Origin of the sequence: Serratia sp. 2723, from assembly GCF_050434425.1 — a bacterium.
Classification (GTDB): domain Bacteria; phylum Pseudomonadota; class Gammaproteobacteria; order Enterobacterales; family Enterobacteriaceae; genus Chania.
On record NZ_JBNDIN010000003.1, the window covers coordinates 249,532 to 261,264 of the forward strand.

Below are 11,733 nucleotides of genomic sequence, written 5' to 3' on the forward strand. Positions count from 1 at the left end.
GTGCGATACTATAGAATGAATTCTTGTATCGCACAAAAAAATAACACTTCTTTGAGCCTAGAGTAGATAACGTATATTTTGCAATGGTACTGACTCATACAACTCACCTTGCACACCCCAAACGCCCCATTCCTTCAAGTACTGCAATAATTCACTATCAAAAACCCCTGATACGATAATCCTCGGGCAATACTTCATTATATCCTTTAGTAGTACTGGAAAGCTGCTTTTGTAGAATTGAGTACTGAACAAGGTTTCATCAATCTTAACTACTTCAAACATGGTACTAACACCCGTTCTTACATTGTCAACGCCTAGATAATTGAGGAAAAGAGCATTGTTACTATGTGAAAGTGATTTCAGTACTGGATTCTTTAGCCCCTGTTCACTCTTTAGAAAATCCTCTGAGATCTGTAACTTAACATATGGCATTGATTGTAGAAGTACTCGAATGTATGCGTCATGCCTCAAAATCAATACGGTGCTCTGATCGATATTGAGAGAGCAAAACAGTTTATTCTCAAGGAAAAACTGTTCTTCATTGCTAATAAAATTTATTAAATCAATTAGATAAACTCTTTTTTCGTGGATAGACCAGCCTTGCATTATCTCCGCTGGTGCTGGATTAAACACGTTAAAACCGTTTTCCTGAAATTTAGTCAATACTTCTACCCCTAACAACTTCTGATCTGTGCTCATTACAGGTTGTGCAAAGTATTGAGTAATCATCTCTGGCTATCCTGACTTTTAATGTACTGATGTTTGATTATACCAGTCAGGCCAGCTACAAACTAATGCGTATAAAAAACACTCTACTTTTAATTTGTGTAGGCAATCCCTTGAACTTTCTAATTCGGTAGTAGCTACTCTGGGGTTTGATTCTTTGAAACGTTGAAGTGCAGTAACATTAGCCCGATCGACACACCTTGCAAGTGAACGCATTCCAGGCAACAACCAAAAAAAGGCCGCTTTCGCGACCTTATGCCAGTACAAACACTCATTGAGAACGATCAAGTACCATGTACGCTGGCTGGCACATACTCCCCCGTTCCTGTAGCCAGTAGTAATCCAGATCGGCGACACGTACATTCAGGCCCGAATCTACACGGTTTATCTGTAACCGTAGCCCTATAGTGTCCTTGTACGATAGACCGGATTTAACATTGTATTTGTACTTAACCCCGCTTTCTTCTTCAAATGACTTAAGATAAGGGGTGATTTGCTTCTGAATTTCTTTCAAGCAAATAACTTCATTACCAACAACAAAGGGCTTTTCTGTTTTCCCATCAGGAATAGTAGCCGCTATTGTAGTTAATGACAGTACAGTTAAAAGTATTGCGTATAACATTGTTCTCATTTATCTATACCCTGAAACAAAATAACAAATATAAACAAACTACCCTTTAGAACAAATCTGTGTTAATGTCATATTGGCATTAAAATCTATCATAATTACTTTTATAGTACTGTCATTCAACACAGAAACAAAGAAATTACTAGACGAATTACCATATTTCCGCGACCCGTCTTCTGCAATCTTATTGAACTTTGCTGTATCAGTACTATCTGTCATATCAGGAACAAACAGAGTTGTGATTAATTCATCATCCGTAATGATATATGTGATGTGAGTAGCTGCATCGGAATAGTATCCTGAATTATGTTTAGTGCCTTGTCTGGTCTGAGTAATTGCATCGAATTTATTGCAAGTATAAACGTTCTTATTTTTTTCGTTAGAACGGTTATGGGTAGTGTTTTTTACCTGAACAGTGTTCTCGGAAATTTTGCTCCCTTCATTAGAAGGGAAAAAGCTGGCTACGCCGATGCTCATTGTGAGCATGAATAGCAAACTACTTGATATCAGTGCAGTCAAAAAAGTCCTAACGTTACCTCGACCTTTGTTACGGCAACTATTTGCAATCTTCTTATAGAAAAGTACTGAAATAAAAATACAGATAACAATGATAACTAAACCAATCATGTAAATCCCTTTTAAGTCATATCATTTCTGAATGAATACACGTAATTGAATATTCATCAACTAACTTTTATCACGTTACCTTTACCGTCAACGGTTACTTTTATGTTCTTTGAACAATTCCGGCATTGACCAACACCAGTACCATTTTTAGATACTCCGGTCTGAACGGTTGTAGTACTGCCGCAATGTGGGCATGTAATCGTAAAATAGTTCGCCACTATATATCCTCTTTTATCGTCAAATTTTAATAACGTTCAGGCCAGATTGTGCTCACGGGTACACCGATAAAATCAGAAATGATCTTTTCACCTTTCGGCCAATGCCGATCCAATGTGTTGTACAACGTTCTTTCGTGTAACCCGCTATCCCTTGAAAGTTGTGCCAGTGTCCCCCCTCGTTTCTTGATAGCTGCCAAGATATCCGCTCTATGCCAGTTCTCAGCACTGGCATTTTGCTCCTTTATCTGAGATTCTAACTTGTTGTGAATACTCATAATGACCACTCATTACTAACATTAAGAACATGATTGATCATTAAAAGGAATTCGTCAAATAGAAATGAGGAACAAAGTTCCTTTTAATGTGGTGGGTTGTGCATGGCTGGCAAAAAAGAAAGCGTTGAACAGTTCAGCGAAAGGCTAAAATCGATAGTACCTTCTGGTACAGGGCGAGATTTCGCCAAAAGAGCAGGCATTGGTTACAGTACTGTCCACAACTATCTACAAGCTGTATCAAGCCCTACACTTGAGAATCTTGTGCTACTGGCTAAAGCTGGGGGCGTGTCAGTTGAATGGCTGGCAACAGGGAAAGAGTTTACAAAATCACTAAGCACAAACCGAACCGAAAAACTGCTAAAAATACCTTTTATTGATAGCAAAGGTTTCCTTTTACTGGACTCAAGTACTTTCCCCGATTTGCAGGAAAAGGCTGCATATATCGCAGCCCTGCGAGTCGTTACCGACGTAATGGAGCCAACATTCACTGTTGGGAGTATCTTGCTTGTAGACCAACACCAGAAGCAACTAAAAGAAGGGAAAGTAGTAGCACTGCATAAAGACGGTAACTACTTGTACAAGCGGGTTCAGATAGCCCCTGAAGGGTACAAGTTAAGCACTGATAACAGCAAATACAGTGCAATGATCATCAAGGAAGATTCACTATCTTCCTTTGACGTGCTGGGGGAAGTGCTGGCTGTACTGAATCATCTGTAATTTAACGCTCTCGTGCATTTCTGAGGCGTTTTCTGACTGGTTCGATGCCTGACTTCCCCTTCAGGGGCTTCCTGTGCGTCTTGTCGGAAACACCATCATGGAGGGGAATTGATCGGATCGGGTTCGCTTCGCTCTGGAGAGTACTGATAGTGGTTTTTCAGTAACAGGAATGACTTGTGTAGTACTTAAAGCGATTTATTACATGTAAACACTTAAAAAACAATTGGTTATGTACTTCCAAAAAGAATAAAAAACGCGATTGGGTTCGATCTGCCAGTGACCGGAGGGAATGCAGCAGTAGAACCGAATCCAGCGAACAGTACTCGCTTGCGGGTACTGTTTAATCGTTTATATAATTATAACAATGAGATACCTATCAAGTACTCACTGCGTGAGCACTCTCACTAACTGCCCGAATCAGTTCGCTTGCTTCGCCGCCCCTGACTTCAGGCAGTTAATTCGCTTTCGCTCTTTGAATGATGTCCGTTTTTTCTCTTAATTCTATATATAAGGGATTATTTTTGGACACACCGTTGCTTTTCATGTCGGTGTTTCGGACTGCATTTGCGTCTTTTTTTCGTACTGCCTTTTCGAATCGGCTCAACATGGCCGCTTTATCTTCAGTACTGAGATCGGCATTAACATCACTTTTCAGGAATGCATGGAATGAAGTCAATTCAAGCCCCGGATTGCCAGTTTTCCAGCGGTTGAAACGCTTCGATTTTGTATTACTCAATGCAGGTAGCCTGTTAACGTTTGTGGCTCCTTTTGGCCTTCCTGGTACACCCGGAGCTACATTTTCCAGTACTTCAGGAATATGTTCAATATTTGTACTCAATGACTCAGCCTGCCACTTATCGAACACATAGACAATCTGTGTTGCATCATTGTTGAACTGACGTGATATCCCCCTTAAAGCGAACTGGTGAAGGTTTTCGTACTCTCTCGCCTGATGGATGTCTTCCCCCGTAATGTTTAATAACAACTCGCACAATTTCGCTTCTGTATCATCAGGTCTCATACAGGCGAGCCAGACGCACGTATGCCGATCTTTGTAGTCGTTATGCCCCCTCGCATCAGGGCTTATTCTGTAATCCTTGCGTAGCTTCTGTTTGTCGGTATTGTTGTTCGTCCAGTAGTATTCCTGACCTTCGAGTACTTCAGAGAGGTAATCATAAACACGCTGGAGTTGGCTGGGATTCCTATCCTTCCACGTCTTTGATAATTTTATGTTTTCTGAGAAATAGTATACTTTCAGCCGTTCAGCTAACGGTACTCTTCGTTGTTGCAGATTATCCAGACTGATTTCTTCAAACATCCCTTGATTTGCCTTATAAATCAATGAATTTTCGAAGTTCGCCCCCATGAAAGTAACGGGTAATCCGAGATACTTACTGAGATCTTTCCATCCAAGAATACTCAATTGCACTTTCTCAGGATCGACAAAGTAATCGTTGTTCATGATAAAAATATCATTCTCAGCTATAACAGAAAGTTCTTGGGCGATTTTGTTCATTAAATCACCTTTTACTGCTTTCTTTTTGGCTGTTAAGTATTGTTCCTTTTCCTCATCAACAATCTCATGCTCTTGCATAAGATCATGATATATAATATCTTTGATTCTCTGATTATCGTCATTAACATTTTTGAATGAGTGGAAATTAGTCACATCATCAAACCAAATCTGCCAACCTTCTAACATTTCTACCGGTATTCTAAAAAATGTCTTATCACTAATAATAAGTACTCGCTCAACTGGTGCATTGAGAAAATCCAGTACTGTATTAATGACATTTTTACCCTTGGGCGTTAAATCGCTAATCAGCAATTTGCAGCTATCAAAATTTTTAGATGTATCTGTAGCGAGTTTCTGCGTGTTTTGTACGATAATATACTTTTCAGTACTGAATTTTGTGTTAAGTACTTTATTGATATTCTCACATAATTGATATGTTTTACCTGAACCACATTCAGCAGATACGTACTTAAACTTGTTATAAATAGGCGTAGGATTAATCACTTGCACACGCTCCATATTGATTAATTTAGAAAGGTCAGCCATTCCAGTGTCTGACCTTTCGTTGTTTTAGTTATTAGTATTTAGGAGTTGCGACAACTACAAGACCATGCTTATCAACAAGTGAAAGAAGTTGGTTCACCGCCTCAAAAGCTACAGGAAGTTTCATAATTAATGTCGAATACATCGCAAATTTTACTTCGTTATCCTCTATATCGACTTCTGTTATATTTCCGCTTTCTACATTTAGGCCACGATAACGTATTTTATTATCCTTTAGGTAAATGGTGTGAATCCTCTCATTCCCCTTATATTCATCCAGAACCTGTATGTAGGCTTTTGTACTACTTTGCTTACGTTGAACTGTAACGCCAAAAGCAGCTAACTCATTGAATAGATGCTTGATTTCATTAACAATTGCGGAAGGTATCTTACTATTTTTCTTTGACATTTCGTTACTCCTCTAAATTAAAAGTCATCTCATGGTTAACCTCCTACGGCTGCTGTTTATGTTCGATTTGTTATATGTTAACGGGCAAAATTGCCCCAATCAAGGAATAGTTGCAACTTTTTCTTGACAATCTCATTACTATTCAAATCAAAAAATCATATATCATTTAGGCACTATCTTTGTACTTTTTAACTGATACATTCTTCTATTAAGTCGCAAGTATCCTTGTACTTTTTTACAGATACATTCATTAATTATTTCAAATGTACTCTTGTACTTTTCAAGTGGTACAGAAATTTATGCAACGGTACGATCCAATGGAATACTGAACTATTATAGATAAAAACATCTATAAATCAGTACAAACACGTTAACTTGCAAGATTTTGTGCTGGACGGTACTATCGAGAGTGGTACAGTACTGTTGTAGTACTAACATGATAACCAATTGATTAACCAACACAATTTAGTACTAACGGCACTTGGCAGGGCCTCCACCAATTTGTATTAAAGTACTTAATTATTAATCAGTTAAGTACTGAAATCCCGCCTCCATAGCCTTAGTGGTACAAAAACTGTGTATCACCAGTAAGGCTTCACGATGTCTCTTATGCTCTCCCGTCAATAAGCAGGCTCTTAGTAAAGAGGCTGCTTAGAACGAGATCAAATATGCTCCAATAGATCATATAATCGCGACACAGCCACTGATTTGCCATATCTCCTGTATGTGATTGAGTTATCTGCATGTCCTAAGAATGCAGCAGCGTAATGCTCCACTACACCAGCATTTTTAAACTTGGTAGCAACGTAATGTCTCAGTGAATGAAACTCAGGAACGCCTAATCTTTTACGATAACCGCTAAACCAACGGGTGAAGTAGTGGCTATATGATCCCTTATAGAGAGTTAGCTGGGGAAATAATCTGCCTTTTTGCTTTTGTACATAGTGCAAAAAACCAATATCTATCAATTTGTTATGAATTGGTATGGTACGTTTACTGTTCTCTGTTTTAACCACTTGTCCTTCATAACGATCATCTATCCTGATGCACCACCTCCCATCATTTTTGAATATATCGTTATGATATAGTTGGCAAATTTCGTTTGCCCTCATCCCTGTAAAACGACCAAGTAAAACAATCCACCTCTTCCATTCAGGCAAAGTAGTGATCCCATTCTCAAGGTGTTGAATCTGAAAATCTGTATATGCCTCTCGCTTTTGGGATAATGGCTCACGATCCTTCTGGAGCAATCCTTCAAAAGGGTTTTGAAAATCATAGTCAGTACGATGTTTCAGCCATCGGAAAAATCCGCTGATTTTCTTAACATATTTGTTCTTCGTAGGAATGGCGACATCTAGCCCGCTAATGAATTCAGCAGCCCTGCTACGCTTAAGAACTTGATCAGTAAAGTTAAAGTACTTGCCAATACAGCGTTTGATAGAAGCGGCTTCCCTCTCGCAAACTTCAAGGCTTTTAAACTCAACATACTGTACAGCCTGTAATTTTAGCTCTTCGAATGACAATTCTGATTGAGGGGTTTGGCTCATACCGATTGTAGGACTGACAGTTTCAGTAATCAGCCAGGGGCGATCAGCGAAACGTAAGGAACGCTTTGTCGCTTCAATCTTTGAACGAGTACCTAACGAGCGACGAAATTCGCGGCGTTTACCACTGGGCAAAACGTTTACTTTCCGGTAGTACCAGATCCCATGACGGGAGAGCATAAGAGACATCGTGAAGCCTTACTGGTGATACACAGTTTTTGTACCACTAAGGCTATGGAGGCGGGATTTCAGTACTTAACTGATTAATAATTAAGTACTTTAATACAAATTGGTGGAGGCCCTGCCAGCTACATCCCGGCACACACGTCACTCGCTACGGCTGCTTCCTTCCGGATCTGACCGAGTTCACCAGTTAGTGTTGCGGGAGAACCAACAGGGCCCCCATTGACGGCTTCTTGGATTGCGAAGCGGTGGGCATTATCGGTGATGGCCAGGCAAATAGCAAGCCAACCGGGAGCAACCGCTGTTTTCTTACCCATCTCGCCTGTGGCACACTGGTTAATATTGATGACCCAGTGGGTAGGGGTGCCGCATACTGCGCCCGTTTTGCTGTATGCCGTTTCCACACATCACACAGGATAAACAGCCATGCAACCAGAAGACGCAACCTTCAGCCAACGCGTATTTCATATCGTAGCCGCCATTCCTCCAGGCAAGGTCACCACCTACGGCGAAGTTGCGCGGCTGGCAGGCTCACCCCGTGCAGCTCGTCAGGTTGGCGGCGTACTACGGCGTTTACCGGAGGGCAGTACCCTGCCCTGGCACCGGGTCATTAACCGCCACGGGCAGATCTCTCAGCAGGGCGAAGATTTTCAACGCCAACGGCAGGCGTTACTGGCTGAAGGGATTATTTTTGGCCCGCAAAGCACGGTTGACTTTCAACTGTATGGCTGGCACTGGTAAGAAAACAGCCCAAGGCCAGAGGGCGCAAGGGCTGTCAGATGCAGGTATGTTTATTTACGGAGCCTGCGTCGGCGCAGCCTGAAGCGGAACGTTTTGTACCGGCACCAACAGGAGGTCGGCCTGGTTTCCGTTGCGGTTGATCACTTCTTGAATGGTGTCGGTGATAAACATCAACTGGCCATTCACCGTAATCGCCGCGCTCAGGATGATACGCGCATTAGGCTGAATGTCCGCTGGATTGTACGGCAGCGTAAAGCGGAACGGGCTCTGCAGCCCTTCGGTACGCATCGCATGTTGTGAAATCACGCGCGAAGGGGCATCAGCAAGTGATGCATCGGACAAGGTCACGGTCAGTACCGCATCCGGTGGCAACGCGATACGCTGGCGAATATTAACTGAGCCTTTCACCGCCGGGCCTTGGATCTGCGTTTGCGAGGCCGCAGCGTTAGCCGTCTGCGTTGGCACATCTGCATTCTTATGGGCACAGCCTGCCAGTGTGATCGTCAATGCGGCTGCTCCCCCTACCATTTGCCAGAGTTTCATGGGTCGGTCTCCTTTATTATTAGTCACATGTTGGTGGCTTAAACCACTACACTCGTTAAACCTAGCACAAAATACTAACAATCGCCTATCGGACTAGGCCTAAATAGCCCTAAGGCATCATGACGTATCCCCTGGCTACGGTAGCCTCCCCGGCAGAAATAACGCAAAATATTGACGTCCTGCCATCATATTCAGCACACTGCGCAATATGATAACTAAAAGGATCGCCACTTTATGAGCCAGGCACTGCACAACCTCCTCGAACTGCTGGATTTGGAAAAAATTGAAGAAGGTTTATTTCGTGGCCAAAGCGAAGATCTGGGGTTACGCCAGGTCTTTGGCGGTCAGGTCGTTGGCCAGGCGCTGTATGCCGCCAAGCAAACCGTTCCTGCGGAGCGTATCGTTCACTCCTTCCACAGCTATTTCCTGCGCCCTGGGGATAGCAGTAAACCGATTGTTTATGACGTAGAAACCCTGCGCGATGGCAATAGCTTCAGCGCGCGCCGCGTTAGCGCCATTCAAAATGGCAAACCTATTTTCTACATGACGGCCTCTTTCCAAAGCCCCGAGCAAGGTTTTGAACACCAAAACACCATGCCGGATGTCCCACCGCCGGAAGGATTGATGTCGGAGTCAGAAATTGCACAAAAGCTGTCGCATATGCTGCCGGAAAAAGTGCGCGAAAAGTTTATTGGCCCGAAGCCGATCGAAATGCGCCCGGTGAAATTCCACAACCCGCTGAAAGGCAGCGTAGAAGAGCCTTATCGCCACGTCTGGTTCCGAGCCAACGGCACCATGCCGGACGACCTGCGGATCCATCAGTATCTACTTGGCTACGCCTCTGACTTCCACTTCCTGTTGACGGCGCTACAGCCGCATGGCGTCGGTTTCCTCGAGCCGGGCATGCAGGTTGCCACCATTGACCATTCCATGTGGTTCCACCGCCCGTTCCGTATGGACGACTGGCTGCTGTATGCGGTAGAAAGCACCTCCGCCTCCGGTGCCCGTGGTTTTGTGCGCGGCCAGTTCTATACCCGAGAGGGTGTGCTGGTGGCAACGACCGTGCAAGAAGGCGTGATCCGCAAACGTGATGCTTAATTGAAAAAGGGGCGATGTCTCCATCGCCCCCTCTGTGTTTAATTCAACGTATTTTACTGGTTGTAAGCATTCTCGCCATGGCTGTTCACATCCAGTCCTTCACGTTCCTGCTCTTCTGGTACGCGTAGCCCTACCACAGCCCCAGCCACTTTAAAGGCGATAAACGCGGCCACGCTTGACCACACCAGCGTCACAACGACGCTCAGCAACTGGATCCACACCTGATGCCCCATGGTGACGCCAGCGGCGTAGCCCGTACCGCCCAGTGATGAGGCGGTAAAGACGCCGGTCAACAGACAGCCGACGATGCCGCACACCCCGTGCACACCAAACACATCGCAGGTGTCGTCCACTTTCAGCCATTTCTTCAGCGTAACCACACCCCACAGGCCAGCGATACCGCCTACCAGGCCGATAATCAGCGCACCACCAACACCCACGGTACCCGCCGCTGGCGTAATCGCAACCAGACCAGCGATACAGCCCGAGCAGGCTCCCAGCAGAGAAGGTTTACCACGCACGACCCACTCGGCAAAGGTCCAGGAGAGGATTGCTCCGGCGGTAGCTATCACCGTGTTGAGGAACGCCAGCGCCGCAATACCGTTGGCCGCACTGGCCGAACCGGCGTTGAAGCCAAACCAGCCGATATACAGGATCGAGGCTCCGGTAAACACCATCGGCAGGTTGTGTGGCTTGAAGGCCTCTTTGCCATAGCCGGCACGTTTACCCAACAGATAAGCCCCTACCAGACCAGCACTGGCGGCATTGATATGCACCACGGTACCGCCCGCAAAGTCCAATGCACCGTCGGTTGCCAGGAAGCCACCGCCCCAAACCATATGCGCAATCGGCAGGTAGGAAATCGTGAACCAGATGGCGGCAAAAATGACCACCGCAGAGAAGCGGATACGCTCGGCAAAGCCGCCGACCACCAACGCCACGGTAATACAGGCAAAGGAACACTGGAATGCCACGTGGATCATCTGGCTAAAGGTGCCGGTCAGGCTGTCTACGCCGATCCCTTTGAGCATCACCGTCTGGAAGCCGCCGAAGAAGGCGTTACCTTCGCTGAACGCCAGGCTGTAGCCATAAATGACCCACAGCACGCACACCAGGGCAAAGGTGACGGTCACCTGAGTCAACATTGAGAGGACGTTCTTCGAGCGCAGCAGGCCGCCGTAGAACAGCGCCACGCCCGGTAGAGTCATAAACAGCACCAGCGCGGTGCAAATCATCATAAAGGCGTTGTCCGCCTTGTCTGCCACCGCCGGAGCGGCCAGTGCCAAAGAAGGGACCAGGGTTACCAAACTCAGGCCCAACGTGGATAACAGTCTTTTCATTATCAATCCATCCCCATTCAGTTGACTGAGCCTGCGATCACAGAGCCGCTTCGTCGGTTTCGCCGGTACGAATTCGAATCACACGTTGCAATTCGGCAACGAAAATTTTGCCGTCACCGATCTTGCCGGTGTAGGCTGCCTTGCTAATCACATCAACCACTTCATCCAGTTGGTCATCGGCAATAGCGATATCAATTTTGACCTTCGGTAAGAAATTGACGCTGTACTCTGCCCCGCGATAGAGCTCGGCATGGCCCTTCTGGCGGCCAAATCCTTTGACTTCAGTTACGGTCAGCCCCTGAATACCTACAGAGGATAAGGCTTCACGCACGTCCTCTAATTTGAATGGTTTGATCACCACGGTAACCAGCTTCATATTGCCTCTCCACGATTAAGCCCAAAAACTTACCCCCGGTACGAGTCATATAAAGCAAAGGCTGTGCCATAAATTATTTTATATTTAAATTCAAATGATTATATGGAAACATCCACAATCAGAGGCCAGCTCTGGAGGAAAGCAGAGATCGCTGCCTGGGGATCGCGCACCCTTTTGGTGCATTACGCGTTGGGAAAGTGCAGCAGGAGGGAGTTGAATAGCGCTATTGCCTGTTGGTGGTGCGGGCTC

General features: G+C 45.0%; 13 protein-coding genes and 1 other RNA gene. 3 read left to right on the top strand and 11 right to left on the bottom strand.

Annotated features, from left to right (window positions below):
* Window positions 1-57: 57 nt before the first annotated feature.
* The 4 genes from ABIE29_RS06145 to ABIE29_RS06160 form a co-directional block, all read right to left on the bottom strand.
* Window positions 58-729: an EAL domain-containing protein gene (locus tag ABIE29_RS06145; protein ID WP_429617276.1), complete on the bottom strand. Its 672-nt coding sequence runs from the start codon at window positions 727-729 to the stop codon at window positions 58-60.
* Window positions 730-997: 268 nt separating this feature from the next.
* Window positions 998-1,348, bottom strand: a complete 351-nt coding sequence (locus ABIE29_RS06150) for a hypothetical protein (RefSeq protein WP_429617551.1) — start codon at window positions 1,346-1,348, stop codon at window positions 998-1,000.
* A 48-nt stretch (window positions 1,349-1,396) separates the two neighbouring features.
* Window positions 1,397-1,981, bottom strand: a complete 585-nt coding sequence (locus ABIE29_RS06155) for a hypothetical protein (protein WP_400189626.1) — start codon at window positions 1,979-1,981, stop codon at window positions 1,397-1,399.
* 244 nt (window positions 1,982-2,225) lie between these two features.
* Window positions 2,226-2,474: a transcriptional regulator gene (locus ABIE29_RS06160; RefSeq protein WP_400189625.1), complete on the bottom strand. Its 249-nt coding sequence runs from the start codon at window positions 2,472-2,474 to the stop codon at window positions 2,226-2,228.
* A gap of 102 nt (window positions 2,475-2,576) precedes the next feature.
* On the opposite strand from ABIE29_RS06160, the gene ABIE29_RS06165 reads away from it, so the two are divergent.
* The gene (locus tag ABIE29_RS06165) at window positions 2,577-3,191 is read left to right on the top strand and encodes an XRE family transcriptional regulator (RefSeq protein ID WP_429617277.1); all 615 of its coding nucleotides are present in this window, start codon (window positions 2,577-2,579) and stop codon (window positions 3,189-3,191) included.
* Window positions 3,192-3,645: 454 nt separating this feature from the next.
* Here the strand turns inward: ABIE29_RS06165 and ABIE29_RS06170 are convergent, their stop codons facing one another.
* From ABIE29_RS06170 to ffs, 4 genes are all read right to left on the bottom strand, one after another.
* Window positions 3,646-5,253 (bottom strand): type III restriction endonuclease subunit R, encoded by a 1,608-nt coding sequence (locus tag ABIE29_RS06170; RefSeq protein ID WP_429617278.1) that lies wholly within the window; start codon window positions 5,251-5,253, stop codon window positions 3,646-3,648.
* Between the two features lie 31 nt (window positions 5,254-5,284).
* Window positions 5,285-5,659, bottom strand: a complete 375-nt coding sequence (locus tag ABIE29_RS06175; protein ID WP_429617279.1) for a hypothetical protein — start codon at window positions 5,657-5,659, stop codon at window positions 5,285-5,287.
* A gap of 662 nt (window positions 5,660-6,321) precedes the next feature.
* Window positions 6,322-7,392 (bottom strand): tyrosine-type recombinase/integrase, encoded by a 1,071-nt coding sequence (locus tag ABIE29_RS06180; RefSeq protein WP_429617280.1) that lies wholly within the window; start codon window positions 7,390-7,392, stop codon window positions 6,322-6,324.
* A gap of 110 nt (window positions 7,393-7,502) precedes the next feature.
* Window positions 7,503-7,599, bottom strand: an RNA gene (gene ffs / locus ABIE29_RS06185) — signal recognition particle sRNA small type.
* Between the two features lie 213 nt (window positions 7,600-7,812).
* On the opposite strand from ffs, the gene ABIE29_RS06190 reads away from it, so the two are divergent.
* Window positions 7,813-8,127, top strand: a complete 315-nt coding sequence (locus tag ABIE29_RS06190; RefSeq protein WP_429617281.1) for an MGMT family protein — start codon at window positions 7,813-7,815, stop codon at window positions 8,125-8,127.
* A 54-nt stretch (window positions 8,128-8,181) separates the two neighbouring features.
* Here ABIE29_RS06190 and ABIE29_RS06195 read toward each other — a convergent pair whose 3' ends face one another.
* Complete coding sequence (locus ABIE29_RS06195; protein WP_429617282.1) at window positions 8,182-8,670, bottom strand: YbaY family lipoprotein; 489 nt, start codon at window positions 8,668-8,670, stop codon at window positions 8,182-8,184.
* A 234-nt stretch (window positions 8,671-8,904) separates the two neighbouring features.
* On the opposite strand from ABIE29_RS06195, the gene tesB reads away from it, so the two are divergent.
* A complete protein-coding gene (tesB, locus tag ABIE29_RS06200) occupies window positions 8,905-9,768 on the top strand; it encodes an acyl-CoA thioesterase II (protein WP_429617283.1) in 864 nt (287 codons plus the stop codon).
* A gap of 53 nt (window positions 9,769-9,821) precedes the next feature.
* On the opposite strand, the gene amtB is transcribed toward tesB, so the two are convergent.
* A complete protein-coding gene (amtB, locus tag ABIE29_RS06205) occupies window positions 9,822-11,108 on the bottom strand; it encodes an ammonium transporter AmtB (protein ID WP_429617284.1) in 1,287 nt (428 codons plus the stop codon).
* Between the two features lie 37 nt (window positions 11,109-11,145).
* Complete coding sequence (glnK, locus tag ABIE29_RS06210) at window positions 11,146-11,484, bottom strand: P-II family nitrogen regulator (protein ID WP_004949337.1); 339 nt, start codon at window positions 11,482-11,484, stop codon at window positions 11,146-11,148.
* Window positions 11,485-11,733: the final 249 nt, after the last annotated feature.